The sequence below is a fragment of the Mariniflexile soesokkakense genome (genome assembly GCF_039650365.1).
GTDB lineage: Bacteria > Bacteroidota > Bacteroidia > Flavobacteriales > Flavobacteriaceae > Mariniflexile > Mariniflexile soesokkakense.
In genome coordinates this window covers 181,462-207,301 of record NZ_JAZHYP010000001.1, presented here as the reverse complement: position 1 = coordinate 207,301, position 25,840 = coordinate 181,462, and the positions used below count along the sequence as shown (strand labels likewise).

Below are 25,840 nucleotides of genomic sequence, written 5' to 3'. Positions count from 1 at the left end.
GGACTTTACGTTGCAAGTCCTCGCTCGTACCTCGCTGTGGGCTTTCCACTTCAATCCCTAACGCGCTTACCAGCAAATGTCATTTTATGGGATAAATGAAGTAAAAATCTATTAAGTTTATCAAGATTTTATAGATCAAGACAAGTGCAACAGCGTCCAATAAAATTATTGGTAACAAAAGAAAGGTTTAATTTTTAGATTACTTTATTAGTTTATTCGCATGTTAGCATAAGTCATTTCCGTTTTTGAACCCCAAAAACCCTATATTTTTCACAATCTGCCATTAATTTATAGGATAAATCATAACTGTATTTTCTCATTTGTTCTCTGTCCGATAGGTTGTATTCATTGTTAATTTCTCTACCGTATTTCATAGCGACTTTTATAAATATTGGGTCTACAATTTCATCTGATAATTTTGTTTCTTCCAATTTATTTATTTCCACACAAATTTCATCCGATATTGTTTTAATAATATTTTTAGAGATTGATCTTTGCTGGGAAATTAAATCTGATGTGATTTCTGAATATTTTGGACATTCTTTAACCAGCTTGTTAATTAATACTTTTCTTATGTTATTTTGGGTAGAAGTTATGTCTGAATTTGGATTTTTTTCATTAAATTCTTTCGTGATTTCTTGGACTTCATCTTTATGAATTTTATACCCCTCGTTAACACATTTTTGTATTTCAGATATAAGATTTTCTTGGCTCAATTTTGTTGATATTTTATTTATACATTCACAGGAGTATTCAGATAAGGTTTTCTTGCTTTGAGCATCACAACTTATAAAGCTCAAAAGAATAATTGTCAGATAGAGGTTTCTCATTTTTGTTACTGTTATACTGTAAATATAATTAGTTCTTCTTATATAAAAAGTAAGAAAACATAAAGTTTCATGTAAGCTTTTTCAACTATCTATGATCAATCTTCCACAGGAAAAACAATATGCTGATAAGCCCCTAAATCGGGAGTCGCAGTTCTATTAACATTTAAAATATCGAACGGTACTTGGTTTGCAAACGTAGAAAGCCCTTTGTTTATAGCCGCCGAATCTTCACCAATAATCAACATGTTCTCGTTAGCATTTTTAAAATTAGGGTCTTTGTTAAAAATGTTGCCTTCGTAGTGGTTGGTATCGTTTAAATCGTAGTTTGGTCCAGTTAAAGTTGTATTTCTATTATCAAAACGAATCAAGCAATTGGTAAACTTAAAGTTGAAAACCACAGCATCATCTTCAATTTCATCTAAAATAATTTCAGGGTTATCGTTTCCGTAAATAATGCAGCTATTAAAATTGGCTTGGGTTAAACTGGTTACAATGGCGTTGTCTTCTTCATCAGTAATAAAATTATTTAATAATACAGAAGGTAATGGTCTGGAACCATTCCAATAATTGGCAATAGTACAGTGTGTGAAATTATATTTTCCACCAAAAGTACCAGCGAAGGATGATTGTCCACTGTTGTTTATCACCACATTTTCGCCTGTAATAGAGGTATTTCTACCTATTAAACCAAAGCTACTGGAATTGTAAATTTGCGAATTGGTGATTTTTAGTTTCTCGGTTGGTACATTGGGGTTACCATCACATAAAATACCTATGGAGGCATTTTTTATGGTGGCGTAATTTATGCTGTTGTTTATACTGCCATCAAACAACCAAATGGTGCCCCATTGCCCTGGAACGTTGGCAAAATCGGGTTCTAATCGGTCGCTTTCAAAAATAACTTCATTTTCTAAAAGTTTTTGATCGCTACTAGCAGTTCCGTTTACTTTTAATGTAGCACCTTCAGAAATTAACAGTCCAGAATTTTCATGAAAATGTACGCGTGCACCAGCATTTATAGTTAAGGTTTCTCCGTTGGGCACAGCAGCAAACCCATAAATAACATAAGGTTTTTCGTTTGTAAAAGTGAGCTCACTTTGTAGTAATTCACGTCCTTGAATATCAGTTTCTACTTTATCGCCATTTATGTCTAAACTAAGGGTTTCAATAACTTTAGTTGTGTTATCTCTATCGGGATAAATAAAAACGGCATCTTGTACTAAGGTAACTAACTCTACTTTTTGAAGGTTAGCCCCAGCATCAAACTCAATTTGGTCTGTGTATAAAAATTTGCCATCAGGATTGGAAAAATTATTTATATCGATGGTAGTTTCAACAAAAATAAACAAGCTGTCTTTTGCTAATATTTGAATGTTTTCAAACGTTTTTCCTGCCATACCGTCTACATTTAAGCGATAGTTTGAGGTGTTCCCTAAAGCGAGTCTTATGGAAGGAATCAAAATATCGTTATTACTTCTATTGTAAACTTTTAAATTGTAAGTACTCGAACCTATATTGGTAAATACGGTATCTAGATATACGGTATCTTTTGAAAATTGTAGGGTTCCCGTATTTGGAGAAAAGTCAAAATCGTTTCTGCAAGAGCTCCAAAGCATTAAAAAAACTATGGTAAAAAGAAAGTAAAAACTGCGTTTCATAAAAAAAATCAATTTGGGTAAAAATATAACTTTTGTTTTGATAGTATAGTATGTCGCTTCCTTATTTAGCTAAATAAATTGATTATTTCGGGCGTAATTCGAGAAGGACGTTTTGTTTTACTACTTATAAGACACCATGTGGTTTCAGATTTTGCCAGTAATTTATCGGCGTCGTTATATATTTCTACAATGCGAGTCGTTGTAACACCTTCAGAATTTATAACATAGGTTTTAAGTTTAATAACATCGTTCAATAAAGCTGAACTTTTGTACTCTATATAATGAGACAGCATTACCCAATGATAGTCTTTTATAATTTTTGAAGACGCATTTTTCAACCAATGGGCTTTGGCAATATCTTGTACCCATTCTACATACCTTATGTTATTAACATGGTTAAGTTCGTCTAAATCGTTTTGGGTAACTACAAGGGTAGTTTCAAAAGTTTGCATGTTATTATAAATTTTCATGATAAAAGAATATGAAAGATAAATATTCATGTTTAATAATTCTGTAAAAATTTGTTTAAAGTTTGAATTATATAACATGTCTTAAAAATGTTATAACTCCTCAAGTTTAATATCATGTATCTTTACAATATTAAATAATCTTAAAATCAGGGTATTATGAAAAAATCATTTATTTTGTTGTTAATGATGCTATCATTAGTAGCATTTCCAAACACTATTATGGCTGCAGAAAAAGCAACAATAAATACAACGGCGCCGGCACCAACAGAAATTCCAGCAGAAGTTAAAGTCATGTTGAATCGTTTGGAAGAAATTAAAGCTATGGACAAATCGACTTTAAGTTCTTCTGAAAGAAAGGAACTGCGTAAAGAAGTACGAAAAATTAAGAAAGATGTTAGAGCCTCAGGAAATGGACTTTATATTTCATCGGGTGCTATTATTATCATCTTACTTTTAATCATTATACTTTAATAAAGTAACCGTTGGGTGTAATTATTCTAAAAACTCAATTTTTTATACTAATTGTCACATTGAGCTTGTCGAAATGTTTTTTTATAAAGTCTTCGACAAGCTCAGACTGACATTTAAATTCTAATTAGCTTATGAGTTTCAAATAAAAACTGATTTTCATTAATTACCCCGAACGGGTTAAAGTAATTATATCAATTTAACATTCCAATTTAGTTGATATGTTTCGTTAGGTTTTAAAATCTGTAAACCCATTTTGTTGTTAAAACTATCAGACACACCAGTGGTTGGTTCTATAGCAATGGTGTTTGCTTTTGGTGGCGTATAAATTTGTAAAAAGTTATCTTTGGAAGAAGCACTTATTAAAAGCTTATAATCTGGCGTGTTAAATTGTGTTTGATTTGTATTTAAAATAAAACAATCATCTAAATTTTTGTCTTTAATCTCAAAATTTGATTCACTTTCAACATCAACAACACCTGTAGTTATACAACGCTCATCAAAAACAAGTTGTTTGTTGCTATCAAAATTTAGGGTGCTGTTATATAAGTCACTACTACTAAAATAAGGGTGCCAACCAAGCGTAAAAGGAAATGCTTTGGAATCGGTATTTTTAACCGATATACTAACATCTAGCGAATCTTTTTTTATGATATATTCAAGTTGAATAGAGTAGGTGTATGGAAAACCTCTCGATTCTTTGTTTTCAACATACTCGAATGTAATAGAAACCGAATCTTCTGTTTCTTTTTGATTAACAATCTGAAATGTTTTATCAAAAACCAAACCATGTAGGGCATTATTATTTCCTGTTTCATTAATATCAAATTGAAATGCTTTACCATTAAAAGTATATTTACCATCTTTTATTCTATTGGCAAACGGAAATAATATAGACGATGCGTAAGTGTTATTGTATGTTAAGGGAGATAAATCTTCTATAATAGTTTTACCATCAAGTTTTAATTCCTGCAAACTTGCACCCAGATTGACACAAATTTTTGCATAACATGATTTATTTGAGTTTTCTATTTCAATATATTCTAACTGGTTTGAATTGTTTAAAGTCCTTTTTATAGTATACAATGTCTTCTTTTTAGTTGATTAGAGTAATGCAAATATACTAAGTGCTTGTTAAATCTATTAATTAAAAGGATATATGTATTGTTGTTTTTTACTGTATTGTTTGAAAAATAAAAATCCGTAAACAGTAATGTTTACGGATTCATATTTTAATTTAGATATAATCTGTTTTCTATTATTTTTTTTGAAATTGTTTACTAAAAACAAGAAACAACACACCGCATAGTAACCAAGTTGGTAAGGTTACAAAGGATAAGAAAATATCAAACTTTAGCGATAAAGAATAAAAGATACCAAAACTAATGGCCCATGCCAGTAGTACCGACTTATTGAACTTTATATTGGCATGTTCTGCATAATTTTTAATAACGCCATATTTTTGAGAAAAGAAATGTTCAAAAACAATAACCGCTCCAACAGGTGCTAATATGAAACCATAAAAAGCCACAAAGTCTAATAATTTCATGGCGAAAGCAGGAAATAAACCCGCTATGGTGGCTATAGTCCCAGCTATAATGGTTACCCAAAACGTAGAAATTTTTGGCATAATAGCTTGAAATGCTAAGCCTGCTCTGTAAATGGTTGGGTTAGCGGTTGTCCAACCTGCTAAAACTACAACCAAAATACCAAAGACGCCAATGGCATTATAGGCCATGGGACCTGGAGCTACCGAAGGCGCCTCTCCATTTGATAAAAAGGTTAATGCTTCAGGTGATTTTAAGTATACGGCATAAAGCAAACAAGCAGCTATCCACGCCATATAGTGACCAACGTACATACCAGCAGCGGTTGTCCATCCTGAGCTTGCTTTTTTAGCAAAACGGAATACTGATAAATCGGACATACCAATATGCATAGCGGCATTGGCAAACCATGACCAAATAACAACATGCCAAAAAGTATATTTTATTTGGCCAGGTAAAGGTTCTGAACCTTCACCCCAAATATTCCAAAAATCTGAAAAGCTAGCAACACCCAATTGATTTAAAGCAACAATACCACAAACTAAAAAGCCAATTACAATAACGGGAGACATCCAGTTCGCTGCTTTAGAAACCGTATCGTATCCACGTGCCGCAATTAAAGATATTACAGCGCCAATGGCAAGTACAATTACAATCCAAGTAATACCATTGGGCATAGTGTCAGTTAGTTTGGGCATGGGCATGTTAAACGGAATTCCCACTGCAGTAGCTGAAACGGTAATCATAGAACCAGCTAAAAAACAGAATAAAATACCATTGGCTAGATTATAGCCAGTAACCAAATTTTTTCCACATATTTTTTCTAGTTGATAATACAGCGTTAATCTGTTTTTAACTGCAATTTCGGCTGTTAAAAAACGCCAACTTAGAACAGCTAATAAATTACCTAAAAGAAGACCTATTATTAAGTCGAAAGCACTAACTCCTGTAGTTAAAAATAGGGGGCCAATAACAAACTCCGTTCCTGCTGCATGCTCTCCGGCATACATACCTAAAAAGCTTTTCCAACTTTTTAATTTTGATTGGGGTACAGGCGTTCTTTCAAACTCGCCTCCTGCAATAATTTCTATTTCTTCGGCTTCTGTGCTAATTTGGCTCATTGGTTTTTGTAGTATTTAGTTAGTATGATATAAAGTAAAATTATTTTATAATAAAAGGCACGTGTTTTTTTAATGAATAGTTCTTTTTAAGGAATTTAGAATTCAATTCTGTATCTGAAATTGAAATGGCAGCTCCCAAGGCAGAGCCCAACGAAGAATCTGTAGTTCTTAATTTCATATTTCTGAAATGATGTGATAGTAACTTTACGAAAAGATCGTTATCGCTAAAACCACCATCTATGTACAGTCTTTTTATAGAGTCGCCACCAATAACTTCTTTTATGCTTTTTATTTGAAGTAACACCAATTCTGTCATTAATTGGTGGTAAGCATCCTCAAACTTGGTATAGGATATTTTAGTTTCCGAAGGCATCTTGCTATCCATTAAACTTTCCCACTTAAACATATGCTTGAAATCTTTCATAATTTCAGAATATGTTTCATAATCAAATTTTACATGGCGGTGGTAATCTTCAGCAACACCAAAATGTTTATCTAATTTTCTAACCTGAATTTTATATTCGTTCCCCAAAAACAAACGGGTTGCTTTTACAGGTTTTCCATTGATTCGCATGTAATTTATAGAATCTTTATCGTGCGTATCTTCAATAATAGGATGGTCTGTAAAAGGATTTAAAGTGATGCTCCAAGTACCCGTAGAAACTAGTACAAATTTTTTCTTTACACTTCTTACATAAGGTAATAATGCAGACGAACTATCGTGAATACCTACACCAATTTTAATGCGTTTTCCATTATAGTTCATGTTAATACTCGTTTCAGTAGAGACAATTTTGGGTAGAATATTATTTAGCTCTTCTTTATAAACCCATTCGTGGTAGTCTTTTTTAGTGTAATCCCAAAGCGCTGTATGGCAACCAATACTGGTATATTCACTTAGCGGGATGCCCGTAAAAACGTAACTGAGATACTGTGGTAAGTGTAAAGAATATTTGATTTTTTTGAAAACTTCTGGTTTGCTGTATTTTAGCCAGTAGAGTTGTAAACCCGAGTTTAATAAACTTAAATCGAAACAGCCGGTTGTTTTTAAGAACTCCTCTTTTGGGCCGTATTTTTCTAAAAATCCATCTATTATATTCTTGTCAATAGGTTTTGTGTAATTGTAAAGCGGCGTAAGTACTTCGCCGTTTTCATCTAAATGCACAAAACTAGCGCCATAGGTTGAAAAGTTTATGGCTTTAACATTATATTCAGATGCTTCAAGAATATTTTCAAATACACTTTTCAACCAAGTTTGAAGGGCTGGTAAGTTTTCGGTAGGAAAACCATCTTCATCTTCAATTTCATCAAAGTGTATGTATTCCTTATAAACTTCCTTATAATTTTTATCAAAAAGAAAGAATTTTTTATTGGTTTTCCCAATATCAAATACAGCTGTTACGTCTATCATGCGAAACTATTATAAACCTGTTGCTACGGTATTTTTCCCTCTTTCTTTAATTAATGAGTTTCTAACGTCTAATGAGCGGTATGCTTGAATTGGACTTAACGCACCGCCTCTTTCTAATCGCGCTTTTGCTAATAGCGGACGCACGTCAGTTCTGTAGGCATCTTGTAAAATTTCTTGGCATTTTACAACGTCATTATCAAGTTGTGCTGCTTTTAATAGATTTTGATCTACTAAAAGTGCTTTAGCATAGGCTTCTTGAATGGCTTCAAGGGATTGTATTAAATCTTCTAACGGATCTTTTACGTTGTGGCTAGCATCAATCATCCACGCTAAATCTGGGTTCTGTGGGTTGTTTTCCATCCCGTAAACCAATTCATTAAAAATTAAGAATAGGGCATAAGGCTTGATGCTTCCAACGGTTAAATCATCATCACCATATTTACTATCATTAAAGTGGAAACCACCTAATTTACCTTTTAATTGTAAAATAGAAACAATTTGTTCTATGTTACTATTTGGAAGGTGGTGACCTAAATCTACCAAGGTATATGCTTTTTTACCACATTCATTTGCAAGCATTAATGAAGCACCCCAATCTTGAATAACCGTACTATAAAAATTTGGCTCGTATGGTTTGTATTCTATTAATAATTTCCAATCATCTGGTACCCCTTTGTAGATGTCTTTTAAACTATCTTGAGTGTTTTGAAAAGCAGTTTGAAAGTTGTTTTGACCAGGAAAACAAGACCCATCTGCCAACCAAACGGTTAATGCTTTTGATCCTAGTTTATTCCCTATATTAATAACATCTAAGTTATGCTGAATGGCTTGTTGCCTTACAGCTTCACTGGTGTTACTTAAAGAACCGTATTTATAGCTTTCATTCGCATTTTTTTGGTCTTGAAAGGTGTTTGAGTTTACGGCATCAAATTTAATATCTAAACCACTTGCTAATTCTTTAATTGCGTTGTAATCTTGAGGAATGTCCCAAGGAATATGTAATGATACCGCACCAGCAGTTTGAGTTAAAGCGTGTAAAACACCAACATCTTCAATTTTTTGCTCTAAACTTGAAGGTTCACCAAAAAACGAAAAGCGTCCAAAACGTGTACCACCTGCACCTAATGCCCAACTTGGAATGGCCACTTGAAAGTCTTGTAATTTTTTTATGATGGCGCTAACATTAGCACCTTTTTTTGTTAAACTATTTGATAAAAAATCAAAATGGTCTTGATGCGATTTTAAATCTTTACTGTTAACGTCTTGTATATGATTTTGTTCTATTTTCATGAGTTGGTAATTTTATTCTTTAAGTGGTAGGCTAATTTTATATAGATATAGTTTGAGTTGTAATAGAAAATAATTTAATTATTCTAAAAAAAAACTCCCATATATATTTTAATATGCTATGGAAGTTTTTTACAAACTAAAACTAACTCAAAATTTCTTATCTAACAAAGGCATTTGCCATACCTCCATCTACATTTATAATGTTCCCTGTAGATTTATCTAGAATTCCCACGAAAGTGAAAACGCCATTTGCAATATCAGCAGGAGTTATAATTTCATTTAATAAATTTCTTTTTGCGTAAAAAGCAGGCAGTTCTGCAACAGTAATATTGTTTGCTTTGGCTCTACCTTCAGCCCAAGCACCTTCCCAAATTTTACTACCTACAATAACACCATCCGGGTTTATGGTGTTTACACGAACCTTATCTTTTGCTAATTCAGCAGCTAATAATCGAACCATGTGTTGTTGCGCTGCTTTTGCAGTTCCATACGCCACATTGTTAGGTCCTGCAACCAAACCGTTTTTACTTGCAATTGAAATATAATCGCCACCTAAACCTTGTTTGCGAGTAATAGCAGAGAATTGTTTTGCTAAGTCAAACTGACCTTTTACTAAAATACTTTGTAAAATATTCCAGTCTTTATCGGTAGTATCTTCTAAAGCTTTAGAAATAGCTAAACCGGCACTGTGCACCACAATATCTACACCACCAAACTCTAAACATGCTTTTTTGTAAGCAGAAGCGATAGATTCGGTATCGGTAACATCACAAATTGCATAAGTAGAAACGTCCCTTTTGTAAGTGCCATTTGCTTCAATTAAACTTTGTTCGTTGATGTCAGTTAACACAACAACAGCGCCTTCTGAAGCTAATTTATCAGCAATTGCTTTACCAATGCCTCCACCAGCACCAGTTACTAAAGCAACTTTGCGAGATAAAGGTTGTTCTTTTGGCATTCTAGAAAGTTTTGCTTCTTCCAGTAACCAGTATTCAATATCAAACGCTTCTTGTCTTGGTAAAGATGTATATTCAGTAATTGCTTCAGCACCACGCATTACGTTAATAGCGTTTATATAAAACTCACTTGCTACACGTGTTGTTTGTTTATCTTTTGAAAAACTGAACATGCCAACACCTGGATAAATAATGATTACAGGGTTTGGGTCGCGCATCGCAGGGCTATTCGACTTTTTACAAGTGTTGTAATAGTCGGCGTATTCTTTTCTATATTGTTCAAAAGCGGGTTCTAATTTTTCAAGAATGGCTTTTGAATCTTCTAAATCTTCATTTTTATCTAGAGTAAGTACTAAAGGTTGAATTTTTGTTCTTAAGAAATGGTCTGGACAAGAAGTTCCTAACGGTGCTAATCTAGCCAAATCATTACTGTTTATAAATTCTAGTACCACATCACTATCAGAAAAATGACCAATCATTCTTTTCTCAGAAGAGCATAGGCCTCTTAATAAAGGCATCAATTGAGCTGCTTTCTCTAAACGTTCTTCTTTTGGTAAGCTTTCTACTTTTTGACCGCCAAAAACAGAACCTTTTTCTTTTATCTTGTTTTCAATATATTCAGAAGCCATTTCTATAACTTCTAAACTATTCATATAACATTCGTAAGATGTATCTCCCCAAGTAAATAAACCATGGCTTCCTAAAACGATGCCGCGAATTCCTGGGTTATCAGCTAGACATTTTTCCAATTGCAAACCTAAATCGAAACCAGGACGTTGCCAAGGCACCCATCCCATAGAATCACCCCAAATTTCTTTAGTCACTTTTTCGCTGTCTTTCGCAGCAGCAACAGCTATTAAAGCATCTGGATGTAAGTGGTCTATATGTGCAAATGGTAATAATCCGTGAAGTGGAGTATCAATAGAAGGTGCTTTGCTATCTAAGTCATAAATACAGTGGTTGAAAAGCCCAACCATGCGGTCTTCATCAGCTAAACCACCATAAACCTTTTTTAAATCGCGTAATCTATCAGTGTACAAACCTGCAATTCCAGAACGTGTTAAAGTACCAATATCGCCACCAGAACCTTTTACCCACATAACCTCAACGTCCGCATTCGTTAAAGGGTCTTTTTCAATAGTTTTACAACTGGTGTTTCCACCTCCGTAATTAGTGATTCTTAAATCGGCTCCTAATATATTAGAGCGGTATAAAAATAAAGCAACTTGGTCATCACCTAAAGCATTTGCTTTATCATCATCCCATAAGTAGTCAACGTAATTAAATTTTTTTGCAAGTGTATTCATGAGTATTATTATAATATTTCTAAGCGAAAATAAATCAAGATAATAATGTTTCTATCCTGTACTGTACTGTAATTTACTAAAAAAAAATAATTAATTTTAGAAAATACATTTCGAAAGGATATTTTTTCACATTAAGAGAGTGTGTAATTGATAGTTTTAGTATTTGGATATTAATTACTTATAATTCTTCAAAGTATTAATAACTACTGTATTTTCATTTGAAATTAAAAATACAGTACAGTACAGGGCAGTATTTGTGGATGAGATGTTTAAATTTGTGATTTGAAGAAAAAAAACATTAAATTGATTATGAGTTTATTTAGTTTAGAAAATAAAGTAGTGCTTGTTACTGGAGGAGGAGGTGTTTTAGGAGGCAGTATGGCAACCTATTTGCTAGAACAAGGCGCCACAGTAATTATTTTACATTATAAGCAAGATACAGTTGATGAAACTGTAAAAAGAATGCAATCGATTAGCAATAAAGTAGATGGATATGTTTGTAATGTGGTTGAAGAAAAAAGTCTTCAAGAAGTTGCCGTTGCAATAATCGCAAAATACGGAAGGATTGATGTACTAATCAATGCTGCTGGAGGTAATATGCCCGGAGCAACTGTAGGACCAGCACAATCGTTTTTTGATATAAATATAGACGACTTTAAAAAAGTAGTCGATTTAAACTTGTTCGGAAGCATTATCCCTTCAATCATTTTTGGTAAAGAAATGGTTAAAAACAAACAAGGTGTTATTATCAATATTTCATCTATGGCTTCAGAAAGAGCTATAACCAGAGTAGCAGGCTATTCAGCATCAAAAGCAGCTATTGACAACTTTACAAAATGGTTATCAGTAGAGTTGGTTTTAAAATATGGCGACGGGTTACGTGTTAATGCCATTGCTCCAGGATTTTTTATAGGAAATCAAAATAGAGCATTATTATTAAATGAAGATGGAAGTTACACCGATAGAGGAAATACCATTATAGCAAATACCCCAATGAGACGTTTTGGTGATGCTGACGAATTACATGGCGCACTTCATTATTTATGCACAGATGCTTCAAAATTTGTAACAGGAATAACAATACCCGTTGATGGAGGATTTAGTGCTTTTAGTGGTGTTTAATTATATATTTAAGTAAAATGCAAGAAACATTTAGATGGTTTGGAGTAAATGACTCTGTAAAGTTATCATACATAAAACAAGCAGGAGCAACAGGTATTGTAACAGCTTTACATCATATTGCAAACGGTGAAATTTGGGAAGTTGATGAGATTTTAAAAGTTAAAAACCTTATTGAAGCTCATGATTTAGAATGGGCATTTATAGAAAGTATTCCAATTCACGAAAACATTAAGCTACGCAAAGGCGATTATTTACAACGCATTGAAAATTACAAACAAAGTTTAAGGAACGTTGCCGCGTGTGGTATTAAAAATGTGTGTTACAATTTTATGCCAGTTTTAGATTGGACACGTACCGAATTATTTTGGAAATTACCAGATGGCAGTACAGCATTACGTTTTGATAAAGTAGATATGGCTGTTTTTGAAAAATTCATCATGAAGCGTGATGGTGTTGAATATTCATATACTCAAGAAATTTTGGAACAAGCTAAAGTGCGTTTTTCAGAAATGACTTCAGAAGAAAAACAGCATTTAGAAGATAATGTGTTGAAAGGCTTACCAGGTACAGTGGACGATTTAACCATTCCTGTTTTTAAAGAGATGATTGCACAATACGATAACTTATCGCATGCCGATTTAAAAGCCAATTTATCCTATTTTTTAAATGAAGTTATTCCTGTTTGTGAAGAACATGGTATTGTAATGGCAATTCATCCAGACGATCCGCCAATGGATATTATGGGATTGCCTAGAATTATAAAATCTGAAAAAGATTTGGAAGATTTGGTTGGTTTTATTGATAGCCCTTCAAACGGAATTACATTTTGTACAGGGTCGTTAGGTGCCAATCCCGATAACGATTTACCTAAAATGATTCGAAAATTTGCAAACCGAATTCATTTTCTTCATTTAAGAAATGTAAAAAGAGAAGCAGATGGAAGTTTTTTTGAGGATAATCATTTAGAAGGTTCTACAGATATGTACGAAGTGGTAAAAGCTGTTTTAGAAATAGAGAAAAAACGAAACACTCAATTACCAATGCGTCCAGACCACGGGCACCAAATGTTACAAGATTTAGAAGATAATCGAGCTTATGCAGGTTATACAGCTATTGGGCGTTTACGAGGTTTAGCAGAATTAAGAGGTTTGGCACTCGGTCTTTCAAGAAGTTAATAAAAGCAAGAAAATGAAGGTAGGTTTATTTATACCCTGTTACATCAATCAATTATATCCACAAGTAGGTATTGCAACCTTAGAGCTCTTGGAAAAATTAGGAGTTGAAGTTGTGTATCCTATGGGGCAAACTTGTTGTGGGCAACCATTGGGTAACTCTGGATATGAAGATGATTCAAAAGGAATTTGTCAATTATTTGTTGAAAATTTTAAAGAGTTCGATTACATCGTCGGACCATCAGGAAGTTGTGTATATCATGTTAAAAAACATTTCGATATTTTAGAACAAACCGATGATGTAAAACGTGTTAGAAAAAACACGTACGAGTTATGTCAGTTTATTTACGAAGTATTGGGTAAAACCGATTTAGGCGCATCGTTTCCACATAAAGTTGGTATACATAAAAGTTGTCACGGACTTCGCGGGTTGCGTTTAGGCTCTTGTTCAGAACGTATGGATGCGCATTATTCCACAGAAGAAAACCTATTAAAAGAAGTTAAAGGTTTGGAATTAAAAACATTGAATAGGGTAGATGAGTGCTGTGGTTTTGGAGGAACGTTTTCAGTATTTGAAGAAGCCATTTCGGTAAAAATGGGAAAAGATAGAATTCAGGATCATTTGGATAGCGATGTAGAAGTAGTTACAGGCGCAGACCACTCGTGTTTAATGCATTTAGAAGGGTTGATAAATAGAAATAAGCAACCTTTAAAGGTGATGCACATAGCAGAAATTTTAAATAGCAGTATCTAAATTATGGCACACGCAGACGAAGCAGCAATATTTAATAAAGACGAAGAAAAAGTAGATTGGCACGACAAAGCCTTATGGTTTGTTAGACAAAAACGTGATAAATCGGCGCATAAAGTAAAGGGTTGGGAAGAACTCCGTAATTATGCCTCTGCCATTAAAGCGAACGTACTATCTAATTTAGATACCTATCTTCTTCAGTTTGAAGAAAATGCTCAAAAAAATGGTGTTACAGTACATTGGGCAGCGAATGCCGAAGAACACAATAAAATTGTACACGGCATCCTTCAAAAGCACAATGCGAAAAAAATAGTAAAAAGTAAGTCGATGCTTACTGAAGAATGCCACTTAAACCCCTATCTAGAGAAACATGATATAGAGGTAATCGATACCGATTTAGGTGAACGCATCGTGCAATTGGCACAAGAACCTCCCAGTCATATTGTACTGCCTGCTATTCATAAAAAGAAAGAAGAAGTTGATGTATTGTTTCAAGAACATTTAGGAACGAAACCATGTGATGGCGACCCTCAATACCTTACAGCTGAAGCTAGAAAGCATCTACGCAGTAAATTTTTAAAAGCCGATGCTGCTATTACTGGCGTTAATTTTGCCGTAGCCGATACAGGAGGCTTTGTTGTTTGTACCAACGAAGGTAATGCCGATATGGGTGCGCATCTTGCAAAAGTACATATAGCTTGTATGGGGATGGAAAAATTGATTCCGCAAGAAAAGCATTTAGGTATCTTTTTGCGCTTGTTGGCTAGAAGCGCCACCGGGCAACCCATTACAACCTATTCGTCGTATTTCAATAAACCAGAACCGGATAAAGAAATGCACATTGTTATTGTTGATAATGGCAGAACCGAACAATTAAGTCGTGAAGACTTTAGAGCGTCGTTACACTGCATTCGCTGTGGTGCTTGTATGAATACGTGCCCTATTTACAGACGTAGTGGCGGTCATAGTTATAAAGCAACTATTCCTGGACCTATTGGTTCTATTTTATCACCAGGAATCGATTTAAAAAAACACAGTTCTTTACCGTTTGCATCTACACTTTGTGGTTCATGTTCAGATGTTTGTCCCGTAAAAATCAACATTCACGAACAGTTGTATAAATGGCGCCAAGTTATTGTGAAAGAGGTGCCGCAACCAATTGTTAAAAAGAACGTTTTAAAAATGGCAGGCAATGTGTTGGCAAATTCCAAAATTTATGGTTTTGTTGGAAAATCATCACGTTTTATGTTGAAACATACCCCACGTTTTATGGTGTATTCTAAACTAAATGCTTGGGGAAAAGCTAGAGATTTACCCGAAGTGAAAGGCGATAATTTTGATGAATGGTACAAAAAAAGAAAGAAAAATGAGTAGAGAATCTATCCTAAACGCAGTTAAAAAGAATAAACCAGATGGGTTGCCTTTACCCGAAATTAATTTAGATTTTTTTGATGAAGACATCAATTTGGTTGAAACTTTTGTTGAAAATCTAAAATTTGTTGGAGGTAGGGCTGTTCAACTAGATAATGAAGCACTATTGGACGAAGAAATAAAAAAGCTTTATCCAAATGCATCTAAAATAGTTTCAACAACAAAACTATCTCAATTGGGAACTATTGCAATTTCCAAAGAAATAGATCCACATACCTTAGAAGATATCAATTTAGCGATTATAAAAGGGGAGTTGGCGGTTGCCGAAAATGGTGCTATTTGGGTTACCGAAAACGATTTTATAGTTCGTGCCTTACCATTTATTACTAACGATTTAATTTTGGTAATATCAAAAAATGATATTTATTTGCATATGCACCAAGTTTTCGAGGCAATTTCTAAACGAGATAGAACCTTTGGGGTTTTTATTTCGGGACCATCAAAAACGGCCGATATTGAACAATGTTTGGTTGTTGGCGCACACGGAGCCATCAGTTTAACCGTTTTTATTGTTTAAATTGCATATATTGGTGTCCAAACACTACAATTATTTATAAAAACTAAAATTATAAAATTATGTCAATCACTTACGAATCGCGTTACGCATCAAGTCCACAAGGAGTAAAAAGTTATGATACAGAGCAATTAAGAAATGAATTTTTAATTGAAAACCTTTTTGAATCAGATAAAGTAAATTTGGTGTATTCACACTACGATCGTTTTATTTCAGGAGGGGTTTTACCAGTAAATAAAGCCATTACTTTAGAAACTATCGACCCACTTAAAGCGCCGTATTTTTTAGAAAGAAGAGAGTTGGGTATTATTAACATAGGTGATACCGGTATGGTAACCGTAGATGGCACTGCTTACGAATTAAACCATAAAGAGGCTTTATACGTTGGTCAAGGCAATAAAGAAGTTCTTTTTTCTAGTAAATCTAGTAGTTACCCAGCTAAATTTTATATCAATTCAACACCAGCTCATAAAGCATATCCAACAAAGAAAATTGGAACTGATGATGTTGAAGTTATCGAGTTAGGCTCACCAGAAACTGCGAATGCTCGTACCTTAAGAAAATATATTGTAAACAGTGTGGTTGATGTTTGCCAGCTACAAATGGGAATGACGTCTATAAAAGTAGGAAGTAGTTGGAACACCATGCCAGCACACGTACATGACCGTAGAATGGAAGTGTATTTCTATTTTGAAATTCCAGAAGGACAATCGGTATGTCATTTTATGGGAGAACCACAAGAAACCAGACATATTTGGATGCAAAATAACCAAGCGGTAATTTCTCCACCATGGTCTATACATTCTGGTTCTGGCACTAGTAATTATTCATTTATTTGGGGAATGGCAGGAGAGAATTTAGATTATGGAGATATGGATGTTTGTAAAATTCCAGAATTGAGATAAAACTAAATTAGCATCAGAACTAAAACACCAAAGCTCTTTAATATTTTATTAGAGGGCTTTTTTTAATGGATTGAGTTTGTTTTTTTTTTTAAGAAGAAGAACTAAATTATTAGAAGCATGCAGTTTGTTTTAAATAATTCATTTTTTACTCATTATATCTATCAATGGTTTTGTACAGTTTTCTTGTTTTATTAGTACAATATTCTTTATGAAAAAAAAATAATTACTTTTAATTTGTGGTAACAACTTTTCTAAAACCAATTTTTATGAGACTAAAAACTTTACTATTAAGGCATGCACCTAAAATTTTTATAACTGCCACAATGGTCTTGACCTATGGGAATTTAATAGCCCAAACATTGGCATTTCCTGAAGCTACAGGTTTTGGCAGATATACCACAGGAGCCAGAGGGCATGCTAACCCTCAAATATATTTAGTAACCAATTTAAACGACAATGGTCCAGGATCGTTTCGAGATGCCGTTAGTCAAGAAGGTCGATTTGTAATTTTTAAAGTTGGTGGTATTATTAATTTACAATCACAAATTGTAGTAGCAAAGAATACAACCATTGCCGGACAAACAGCAACAGGTGAAGGTATTGTATTAGCTGGTCCTCGGGTAACGTTTACAGGAGCAAGTAATACCATAGCTAGATATGTGCGTATTCGTTATGTGGGTGGTGCTAAAAACCAAGATGCTTCGGGGTTATCAAACGGTGCTAATATGATTTTTGACCATATGACATTTACTTGGGGTACTGATGAGGTGTTTTCAATTAATTGGGATAACAAAGGCTCAAGTCCAGATAATATAACAGTTCAAAATTCTATTATCGGTCAAGGTTTACACCGACATAATCACTCAGCAGGAGGATTAATTCAGCCTTCTGATGGAAAAATAAGTTTAATAGGAAATTTATATATAAGTAATAAAACTCGAAATCCTAAAGTAAAAGGAATTAATGAATTTGTAAATAACGTGGTTTACAATTGGGGTAATTATGGCAATACTTATGGGCATTCAGAATCTGGAGATGCCTATATTATGGGAGGAGATTCCGCAGGGGTTTCTGAAGTAAACATTATTAACAACTATTTTATTGGAGGGCCACATACTAGTAATTCAGTATCTACACCTTTTAATAGAGGGAATTCAAATTTCTACTTATATGGTTCGGGAAATTATTTTGATAATAATAAGAATGGTGTATTAGATGGAACTTTAGTGTCAGAAGATTTGACAGGTTACCCTACGGGCGATGTTTCAAGTTTGCAAACAACGCCGTATGATTACCCAGTAAAAAATGCTCCATTAACTGCACAAGAGGCTTTTGATAATATAGTGTTAAAAGTAGGTGCTTCTTACCCAAAAAGAGATCAAGTTGATAGCTTATTAGTAGCTGAATTAATGTCTAAAGGAACTGAAGCATTTTATGTGTACCGTGAGTATGATTTACCATTTATAAACGGTGGTCTTGGTCATGTTTATGGTGCTCCAACACCTTTAGATACTGATAATGATGGTATGCCAGATGCGTGGGAAGACACTAATGGCTTAGATAAAAATAATGCAGCCGATGCTTTAACCGTAAGTACATCAAATGCACCTTATTTAAATATTGAAGTATACATTAATGGGTTGGTAAATACCCCAGCACCAGATTTTATAGTACCACCATCAAATGTTAATTTTACCAATGCCACTTCAGTAGAAGTACCACCAAGCAGTTCATTAACTGTTAATTGGAATGATAACGCAGATAACGAAGATAACAATGTTTTAGAGCGCTCAACAAACGGCACTAGTTTTACAGTAATAGCAACTTTGGGGGCAGATGTAAATAGCTATAATGACACGGGTTTAATCCCTAATACAAAGTATTATTATCGTGTTAAGGCTACAAATGCAACGGAATCATCTGTTTATAGCGCTGTTGCATCACTAACAACACCAGCTATTCCATCAGCACCAACTAAAGCAACAACACCTAAGCCGAATATGGGATTTAATTTCGTAGAATTATCAGGCGGTAATTTAACATTAACTTGGGCAGGAAGTTCAAATACAGAAAACTATGCCGTTTATTTTGGTGAAGAAGCTTCTAATCTTACTAAGTTATCTGATATAGCTTATTCTGCCTCGCCATCTTACCAAGTAATTGGATTAAGTTCTGCAACAAATTACTATTGGAGAATTGATGCTTCAAATAATAAAGGAAGCGCAACAGGCGATGTGTGGACTTTTAGAACCATAGCCGATATTCCTGAAGGGATTGTTGGCTAGTGGCCATTTAATGAAGCGCCTTTTGATGGAGGACAAATTACCGACAATACAAGCTTCATTAATCATGGGGTATTAGACACAAATTATGATAACACAAGTGTTAGGGTAGAAGGAAAAGCAAATAATGCTATAGATTTTTTGACTTCACCAGATGATACGTACATGGTAAATATTCCAAATGAAGATCAATTATATCTAAATAAAAGTTCTTTTACTATTTCTTTATGGATGAAGGCAGCATCTAATTTATTGCCAACAGGTACAACATCAAGTGCCTATTTGCTGTGTAAAGGCTCTTTCACCAAAAATGTTACAACTGGTGCAACAGGTAAGCGCTTTAATGTGGAATTCAAAAGCAGCGAATTGCGTTTTGCTATTGATGACGACGTTACAAAAAAAGAATTAAAAACAAGCGGAACTCTATTTTTTACTGATAATTGGGAGCATGTAGTTGTAATGCGAGATGTTTTAGCACATAAATTAAGATTATATTTAAATGGTAATTTTGTAACAGACCTTGATGAAACCGGAGTTACGGGAGTTGCAGAAGTTAGTGATTTGATATTAGGTAACATAGGCGAACTCGAGTTGTTGGGAGGCACAGCCCCTTCACCTTATAAAGGGCAATTAGATGAACTTAAAATATTTAATTACGCACTGAATGCCACTGAAGTATTGGACTTATATCAAAATGTATTGTTGAGTAATGAAAAATTCAGTCAAAATAAAAACGAAATTTTTGTTTACCCAAATCCTGTGAGTAACCAAATAAATATTTACATACCTTCAAACAAACAATCTTATTTAACAGCTACTTTAACCGATGTAACAGGAAAAGTAATAATCAAAGACAAGATGGAGTTTCAAGGAAATGGACGCTTTGTTTTGAAAATTGCTAATAAAAAATTATCAGGAATTTACATATTAAATGTTTATGGAGAAAACATAAATAACAATTTTAAAATCGCAGCAAAATAAGCATATAAATCTTGTTGGTTAAATTATTAACCGTTGCATTAATTTGTAACGGTTTTTTATTTAAAATAAGTATTTTAGTGTTTCAAATTGATATAGCATGAGATTTTTATTTTTTACAATTTTTCTATCAGGCTTTTTTTGTCAGTCACAAACCAGTATTCGTTTTAAAAGTGAAGTAAATTTAATAAATCAAAAATATGACAGTATTTGGATTCCTTCACAAGAGACAATAGTTTTTACAGGTAGTTCAAGTGTTAGAATGTGGAAAGATATTCAAAAACTTTTCCCTGAGTATCAAATTATAAATTCAGGGTTTGGTGGGTCCCAAACTATCGATTTATTGAATTATACCGATGATCTTATTTTAAAATATAAGCCAAAAAAAGTTTTTATTTATGAAGGAGATAATGATATTTCAGATAAGAAAAGACGGAAAGAGATATTGAATACATTTTCCGTTATTATTTCAAAAATAAAAGAGCAAAATGCATCAACTCAAATTATATTAATCTCCCCAAAACCAAGTATTGCAAGGTGGCATTTGAAAAGAAAGTATATAAAACTCAATAAGAAATTAAAGAAAATATGTGAGGAAGATGATTCTTTAGAATTTGCAAACGTGTGGGACATTATGCTAGAAAACAGGAAAATAAAGAAAGAACTGTTTATAAAAGACGGGTTGCATATGAATGAAGCGGGCTATAATCTGTGGTATTCTGTAATAAAAAACTATGTATATTGACTTGTTAATTTATATATAGATATGTTTAAATAGATTTACTGTACAAATAATTATATGTTTTAAAAAAATAAAAAAAAACCGTAAAACTTATTTATTAAGTGATTACGGTTTTGTTATGCGGAGAAAAGAGTACGTTAATAGCAATCTGTTAAAATTTGTCCTTATTATTGTACACTTCAAATGTGGACTTGCAACAAAAAGTTGGACAATTAATTGTTGTAAGCCCATATTTTTATTGGCAATGCTTACTTATTTTGTTTTCGATATTCCATTGGTGTAATACCATATTTATTTTTAAAGGATTTACTAAAATATTTCATATCTGAAAACCCTGTCATAAATGCGATTTCCTTTATTAATAATTGGCTACTAGTAATTAATTGTGCAGCTTTCTTTATTCTGATGTCTCTTATGAATTCTACAGGGGTATATCCAGTTAGACTTTTGATTTTATTGCCAAGTGTAGTTCGATTAAGTCCAATATTAGAGCCTAATTCCTCTACTGAAAAATTGTTGTTATCTATGTTTTCTTCTATAACAAGCATAACTTTTTTCATAATTTCTTCATCTTGGTCTGTGATTAAACAAGGCATAGAGTTAAAATCTTTGAACTCGTTTTTATCTAAAACACCAAAAATGTTTTGCAATCGATTCCTTTGATTTAGTAGGTTTTCAATTCGAGCGAGGAAGTAAGAGACACTAAATGGTTTGGTAATATAATCGTCGGCACCATAAGAAAGTCCTTCAAGTTTACTTTCTATATTAGCTTTAGCAGTAAGTAGAATTACTGGAATATGACTGGTTTTTATATTGTTTCTAATCTTTTTCAGCAAATCAACTCCATTTAGTTTTGGCATCATAATATCACTCACAATAAAGTTTGGATTTTCTTTTACCGCCAATTCGTATCCTAATTCACCATTTTCAGCTTCTATAACTTCATATTTGTCTTCAATAATACTTTTAATGAACGAACGCAATTCTGGCTCATCTTCAATAACTAAAACTCTTATTTTTTCAGGATTGTCAGTTGCGACTATTTTTGAAGAAAGGACCAGATTGGTTTCTGATGCTTGATCCTCTTTGGCTTTAATAAAGTCAACTTCTCCTGAGAAATGACCCTTACCTAATATAAAGTATATAGAGAACGAGCTTCCTTGTTCTGGTTCACTTTCAAAATACAATTTAGCATTGTGTTTTTCGGCAAGTTCTTTAACCATAGACAAACCAATTCCAGTACTAGGGTTATTACTTTTATTGCTAAACGAAACGAAACGGGTAAATAACTTACTTTGGTTTTCTTTTGGAATACCAATTCCCTCATCAATAAAATGAATCCCTAATTGTTTTTCGCTTTTTATTATTTGTACAGAAATCGATTTCCCTTTTGGGGTATACTTAAAGGCATTAGATAAAAGATTCATTATGATTTTTTCAAGTGCATTTCTATCTGCCCAAATTTTCACATCCTCTGCATTATTCTGAAAAGTGAAATTAATTTCTTGTTCTTTTGCGACTTCTATAAAATCGTTAAAAATGTTTTTTACAAACTCGACTATATTTATTTCCGAAACTTTAATTCTAGTATCTTGAATTTTACGGAAATCTAAAATTTGATTTACAAGTCTTTGCAGCCTATTCGAACTATGGGCTATATAAGAAAGTTGTTTTTTTATTGTTTCGGGAGTTCTGGTATCATTTATTAAATATTCTATAGGTGAAGAAATCAGGGTTAGAGGTGTGCGCAATTCATGAGAGATGTCTATGAAAAATTTTTGCTTCATGTTAGACATTTCCTTTTCTAGCTTCACTTTGGTCTTTAAACGATAAATTGTAATTAAAGTATAGTTGATAAGTAGAAAGAGGGCGATTAGAAAAACCGTATATATAACATAAGATAAGTTGCTATTCCATATGGAAGGTTTGATGGTTATGGGTAGTTGACGTTCATTATCTGCCCAAATGCCTTGGCTATTAGTTGATTTTACTTTAAAAACATAGTTGCCTTTGGGTACATTAGTATAGGTTGCCGATCCATGTGTCTGGAGGTAATTCCAATTTTTATCAAATCCTTCTAATTTGTATGAATAATTAATATTTGTAGGGTTTTTATAATCTAATGCCGCAAATTCAATGGTAAAGAAATTTTGATTATGCGATAAAACTAATTCGTTACAATTGTCAATGGATAAGCTTAATGGGGTGTATTTATTAATTGAAACTTTTTGGTTAAAAAGTTGAAGATTGGATAATGATAAATAAGGAGAGAAATTATTAGTCTTTATTTGGTCTGCAAAGAAATGCAAAATACCTTCTGAATATCCAAATAGCAATTCGCCAGAATTTAATTGTAATCTTGTAGCCTCAGAAAAGTTATAATTGGATATAACGCTCTTTACCTCATGGAAGATTTCAAAAAATTCTTGATTAGGGTTAAAACGAGATAAGGTGTAATCAGTTACAATCCATATTTTGCTGTCAGAATCTTCCAATAGCGAAAGAATATTCTCTGAAGGCAAACCGTTTTTTTTAGTAAAACTTTTAAACGCTACGGGAAACCCAAAAGAATCTTTTTTAGCTACCTTGTTAATGCCTCCAGAAGTAGTCGCGATAAAAATTTCTTTTTTCTTAGTGATACAAATATCTATGATGTCATTTCCATTTAGCCCAATATGGCTATTATCAAACCCAACTTCATATTTTTTTATTGCAGAAGGCGTATTAAGCACTTTGTTGGGATGAAATACAAGTAACCCTTTGGTTGTCCCAACGCATATAAGTCCTTCATAAGTTTGTTTTATGCAACGTACTTTGTTAAAATTATCAATAGGGTAAGATTTCCATTTATTTTTGTAGTTAATAAAACGTGTCTCTCCATGTTCATTGCTATCTATAAGGTTAACACCACCATCAAAAGTTCCTATCCAAATTCGATTCTCTTTATCTTGATAAACACTATAAATATCGTTACTAGTTAAGCTATAAGGATTTGTTTTATCCGTTTTAAAATTAATGACTTTATAAGTAAACGGAATATCTAGAGGGATTAATTTATAGAGTCCATCTCCACGAGTACCAATCCAAACGTTCGATTGGCTATCTTGCATGATGCTATATGCTGGTTTATTCCATTTGGAATTTTCTTTTAATTGTCCCGAGGAAGAAAGGCTACCAATTTTATTTAAATTTTTGTCTAAAATAATAATTTGGTTTTGTTTGTTACCTACCCAGATATTCCCGGTTTTATCCTGAAAAATAGATCTCACATCTTTCGTAGAAGACTGTATTAGTTTATTGGTTACACTAGATGTTTTGAAATTGTTTTCGCCAAATACAACTTTCACTAAACCAGCTGATTCGGTACTATACCATAAGTTTCCTTGGTTGTCTAAAAAAGCAGAGACGAAATTATTTGTAAAATTCCCCTTGGGAAAATAACCATTATATTTAAATGGAATGAGTTCATGATTGCTTGGATTGAATCTTGAAAACCCACCCCCATAAGGTTGTACCCAAATATCTCCTTTATAATCAGTAATGACATAAGGTCTTGTAGGTCTGACAGGTCTTATTAATCCCTCTGAAATAGATGGGTAATAGTAAGGTTTTTGTTTAGAAAAATCAAAAAGATAGATGCCAGTTTCTTGATTATTTACATACCATAGTTGACTGTTTTGTGTGAGGGCTACAGCAGCCATATTCTTGGTTACAAGACCTGGTTGGGTTTTGGAATTATAAAATTGGATGTTTCCGGTGTAAATATTAATGGTACAAAAACCCTTTTGGTCTGTTATAGCAATAATTGTCTGTTCATTTAGCTTATTCATCCAAGTAATATCAGCATCCAATTCCAATTTTTGTGTTCTAAAAGAGTGACCGTTTTTTGAATACTTAGCTATTATTCCGTTAGATCCTCCAAACCAAATCTCATCATTGAGCTCAACAGCGGTAAAGAAAGAATTAGCTTTTCCTGTTTGATTTGAAAAGTAACTAATAGGTTCACTTAGTTTACCCGATTTAACAAGTGTTAAGCCATTATTCGTTAAAAGCCATGAATTATTCTGCTTATCTTCATAAACAGAATAAACAGCAGATGCATTGAGTGTATTAGCCTTTTTATTATATATTTTGGCTGTAAATAAAGAGTCGGAAACCAAAATACATCCTTCACTTTCGGAAAGTAGCCATACCAATCCAGATTTATTTACTTTTATGTTACTTTGTGTGAATCCTTCTTTTGGCATATTAGGAATTAGCTCAGTACTCCAAAAGGTTTCAGTTTTAGGATTGAAACAGTAGGTAAATGTTTCATATGCGTTAGATTTTATCCAAATACGACCATATCTATCTTCTGTGATTTTATCGATGCGGTTATCCTTCATTAAAACTTTATCTGATGATTGTGTTTTATAGTTTTGAAAAGTATAACCGTCATATTTGCTAAGACCATTAAAAGTAGCCAACCAAATAAATCCTTTCTTATCTTGAATAATTTGGCTTACTATGTTGTGCGGAAGTCCATCTTCAACTAAAAAATGTTCCACTGAAAAATTTTGTTGCCCTAATATATTATTGGGGAGCAAAAAAAACATTAAAATAAATAAATATATTTTTCCAAGTATTTTCATTGAAATTGGTTCTTATTAAGAAGTCCTAACAAAATTAGAATAATTTGTAAAAGAAGCCTAATTACGGATTTGTTCAAATTATATAACAGTTTCAGGATATTGAACGATTAACATTAAAAATAAAATCTCAATATGTAGGTACTTTATTGTTTGAATATGTTAATTCCAAATGGAATTTCAGAATTCTGAGCTATCTCATTTCACCAAAATGCAATATAACTTAAAATAATCATTTGTTATTTGACACCCTAGTT

At 33.0% G+C, this 25,840-nt stretch carries 19 protein-coding genes; 10 read left to right on the top strand and 9 right to left on the bottom strand.

The window, feature by feature from the left end:
• Positions 1-233: 233 nt before the first annotated feature.
• From VP395_RS00845 to VP395_RS00835, 3 genes are all read right to left on the bottom strand, one after another.
• On the bottom strand, positions 234-830 hold the full coding sequence (locus VP395_RS00845) for a hypothetical protein (RefSeq protein WP_346239805.1): 597 nt from the start codon (positions 828-830) through the stop codon (positions 234-236).
• A 95-nt stretch (positions 831-925) separates the two neighbouring features.
• Positions 926-2,488, bottom strand: a complete 1,563-nt coding sequence (locus VP395_RS00840; RefSeq protein WP_346239804.1) for a hypothetical protein — start codon at positions 2,486-2,488, stop codon at positions 926-928.
• Positions 2,489-2,553: 65 nt separating this feature from the next.
• On the bottom strand, positions 2,554-2,958 hold the full coding sequence (locus VP395_RS00835; protein WP_346239803.1) for an acyl-CoA thioesterase: 405 nt from the start codon (positions 2,956-2,958) through the stop codon (positions 2,554-2,556).
• Between the two features lie 156 nt (positions 2,959-3,114).
• Here VP395_RS00835 and VP395_RS00830 point away from each other — a divergent pair, with 156 nt between their 5' ends.
• Complete coding sequence (locus tag VP395_RS00830; RefSeq protein ID WP_346239802.1) at positions 3,115-3,429, top strand: hypothetical protein; 315 nt, start codon at positions 3,115-3,117, stop codon at positions 3,427-3,429.
• Between the two features lie 186 nt (positions 3,430-3,615).
• Here the strand turns inward: VP395_RS00830 and VP395_RS00825 are convergent, their stop codons facing one another.
• The 5 genes from VP395_RS00825 to VP395_RS00805 all read right to left on the bottom strand — a co-directional run bounded on the left by VP395_RS00825 (position 3,616) and on the right by VP395_RS00805 (position 11,058).
• Positions 3,616-4,512 (bottom strand): aldose 1-epimerase, encoded by an 897-nt coding sequence (locus tag VP395_RS00825; protein ID WP_346239801.1) that lies wholly within the window; start codon positions 4,510-4,512, stop codon positions 3,616-3,618.
• 172 nt (positions 4,513-4,684) lie between these two features.
• Positions 4,685-6,094: a purine-cytosine permease family protein gene (locus VP395_RS00820; RefSeq protein ID WP_346239800.1), complete on the bottom strand. Its 1,410-nt coding sequence runs from the start codon at positions 6,092-6,094 to the stop codon at positions 4,685-4,687.
• Between the two features lie 40 nt (positions 6,095-6,134).
• On the bottom strand, positions 6,135-7,505 hold the full coding sequence (locus VP395_RS00815) for an FGGY-family carbohydrate kinase (protein WP_346239799.1): 1,371 nt from the start codon (positions 7,503-7,505) through the stop codon (positions 6,135-6,137).
• A 9-nt stretch (positions 7,506-7,514) separates the two neighbouring features.
• Entirely contained in the window at positions 7,515-8,795 is a 1,281-nt protein-coding gene (locus tag VP395_RS00810; RefSeq protein ID WP_346239798.1) for a sugar isomerase, read from the bottom strand.
• 157 nt (positions 8,796-8,952) lie between these two features.
• Complete coding sequence (locus tag VP395_RS00805; RefSeq protein ID WP_346239797.1) at positions 8,953-11,058, bottom strand: bifunctional aldolase/short-chain dehydrogenase; 2,106 nt, start codon at positions 11,056-11,058, stop codon at positions 8,953-8,955.
• Between the two features lie 309 nt (positions 11,059-11,367).
• On the opposite strand from VP395_RS00805, the gene VP395_RS00800 reads away from it, so the two are divergent.
• From VP395_RS00800 to VP395_RS00760, 9 genes are all read left to right on the top strand, one after another.
• The gene (locus VP395_RS00800; protein WP_346239796.1) at positions 11,368-12,180 is read left to right on the top strand and encodes an SDR family NAD(P)-dependent oxidoreductase; all 813 of its coding nucleotides are present in this window, start codon (positions 11,368-11,370) and stop codon (positions 12,178-12,180) included.
• A 17-nt stretch (positions 12,181-12,197) separates the two neighbouring features.
• Positions 12,198-13,355 carry a mannonate dehydratase gene (gene uxuA / locus VP395_RS00795; protein WP_346239795.1) on the top strand — a complete coding sequence of 386 codons (1,158 nt, stop codon included), beginning with the start codon at positions 12,198-12,200 and terminating at the stop codon, positions 13,353-13,355.
• A 13-nt stretch (positions 13,356-13,368) separates the two neighbouring features.
• Positions 13,369-14,106, top strand: coding sequence for a (Fe-S)-binding protein (locus VP395_RS00790; protein ID WP_346239794.1), 738 nt, complete (start codon positions 13,369-13,371; stop codon positions 14,104-14,106).
• A 3-nt stretch (positions 14,107-14,109) separates the two neighbouring features.
• Complete coding sequence (locus VP395_RS00785; RefSeq protein ID WP_346239792.1) at positions 14,110-15,477, top strand: lactate utilization protein B; 1,368 nt, start codon at positions 14,110-14,112, stop codon at positions 15,475-15,477.
• The gene (locus VP395_RS00780) at positions 15,470-16,051 is read left to right on the top strand and encodes a LutC/YkgG family protein (RefSeq protein ID WP_346239791.1); all 582 of its coding nucleotides are present in this window, start codon (positions 15,470-15,472) and stop codon (positions 16,049-16,051) included. Before VP395_RS00785 ends, VP395_RS00780 begins: the two co-directional genes overlap by 8 nt.
• 59 nt (positions 16,052-16,110) lie before the next feature.
• Positions 16,111-16,953, top strand: a complete 843-nt coding sequence (kduI, locus tag VP395_RS00775; protein WP_346239790.1) for a 5-dehydro-4-deoxy-D-glucuronate isomerase — start codon at positions 16,111-16,113, stop codon at positions 16,951-16,953.
• Between the two features lie 266 nt (positions 16,954-17,219).
• Positions 17,220-19,238 carry a hypothetical protein gene (locus VP395_RS00770; protein WP_346239789.1) on the top strand — a complete coding sequence of 673 codons (2,019 nt, stop codon included), beginning with the start codon at positions 17,220-17,222 and terminating at the stop codon, positions 19,236-19,238.
• 36 nt (positions 19,239-19,274) lie between these two features.
• Positions 19,275-20,216 carry a LamG-like jellyroll fold domain-containing protein gene (locus VP395_RS00765; protein ID WP_487047290.1) on the top strand — a complete coding sequence of 314 codons (942 nt, stop codon included), beginning with the start codon at positions 19,275-19,277 and terminating at the stop codon, positions 20,214-20,216.
• Between the two features lie 97 nt (positions 20,217-20,313).
• Positions 20,314-20,958, top strand: a complete 645-nt coding sequence (locus tag VP395_RS00760; protein WP_346239787.1) for a GDSL-type esterase/lipase family protein — start codon at positions 20,314-20,316, stop codon at positions 20,956-20,958.
• Between the two features lie 245 nt (positions 20,959-21,203).
• On the opposite strand, the gene VP395_RS00755 is transcribed toward VP395_RS00760, so the two are convergent.
• Entirely contained in the window at positions 21,204-25,502 is a 4,299-nt protein-coding gene (locus tag VP395_RS00755) for a hybrid sensor histidine kinase/response regulator transcription factor (RefSeq protein ID WP_346239786.1), read from the bottom strand.
• Between the last annotated feature and the right edge of the window lie 338 nt (positions 25,503-25,840).

What these genes read in the sequence shown, in the direction of transcription:
- VP395_RS00790 (WP_346239794.1), top strand. Translation starts at nt 13,369, where the DNA reads ATGAAGGTAGGTTTATTTATACCCTGTTACATCAATCAATTATATCCA.
- VP395_RS00780 (WP_346239791.1), top strand. Translation starts at nt 15,470, where the DNA reads ATGAGTAGAGAATCTATCCTAAACGCAGTTAAAAAGAATAAACCAGAT.
- VP395_RS00830 (WP_346239802.1), top strand. Translation starts at nt 3,115, where the DNA reads ATGAAAAAATCATTTATTTTGTTGTTAATGATGCTATCATTAGTAGCA.
- VP395_RS00810 (WP_346239798.1), bottom strand. Translation starts at nt 8,795, where the DNA reads ATGAAAATAGAACAAAATCATATACAAGACGTTAACAGTAAAGATTTA.
- kduI (WP_346239790.1), top strand. Translation starts at nt 16,111, where the DNA reads ATGTCAATCACTTACGAATCGCGTTACGCATCAAGTCCACAAGGAGTA.
- VP395_RS00800 (WP_346239796.1), top strand. Translation starts at nt 11,368, where the DNA reads ATGAGTTTATTTAGTTTAGAAAATAAAGTAGTGCTTGTTACTGGAGGA.
- uxuA (WP_346239795.1), top strand. Translation starts at nt 12,198, where the DNA reads ATGCAAGAAACATTTAGATGGTTTGGAGTAAATGACTCTGTAAAGTTA.
- VP395_RS00805 (WP_346239797.1), bottom strand. Translation starts at nt 11,058, where the DNA reads ATGAATACACTTGCAAAAAAATTTAATTACGTTGACTACTTATGGGAT.
- VP395_RS00785 (WP_346239792.1), top strand. Translation starts at nt 14,110, where the DNA reads ATGGCACACGCAGACGAAGCAGCAATATTTAATAAAGACGAAGAAAAA.
- VP395_RS00845 (WP_346239805.1), bottom strand. Translation starts at nt 830, where the DNA reads ATGAGAAACCTCTATCTGACAATTATTCTTTTGAGCTTTATAAGTTGT.
- VP395_RS00770 (WP_346239789.1), top strand. Translation starts at nt 17,220, where the DNA reads ATGAGACTAAAAACTTTACTATTAAGGCATGCACCTAAAATTTTTATA.
- VP395_RS00760 (WP_346239787.1), top strand. Translation starts at nt 20,314, where the DNA reads ATGAGATTTTTATTTTTTACAATTTTTCTATCAGGCTTTTTTTGTCAG.
- VP395_RS00820 (WP_346239800.1), bottom strand. Translation starts at nt 6,094, where the DNA reads ATGAGCCAAATTAGCACAGAAGCCGAAGAAATAGAAATTATTGCAGGA.
- VP395_RS00840 (WP_346239804.1), bottom strand. Translation starts at nt 2,488, where the DNA reads ATGAAACGCAGTTTTTACTTTCTTTTTACCATAGTTTTTTTAATGCTT.
- VP395_RS00815 (WP_346239799.1), bottom strand. Translation starts at nt 7,505, where the DNA reads ATGATAGACGTAACAGCTGTATTTGATATTGGGAAAACCAATAAAAAA.
- VP395_RS00835 (WP_346239803.1), bottom strand. Translation starts at nt 2,958, where the DNA reads ATGAAAATTTATAATAACATGCAAACTTTTGAAACTACCCTTGTAGTT.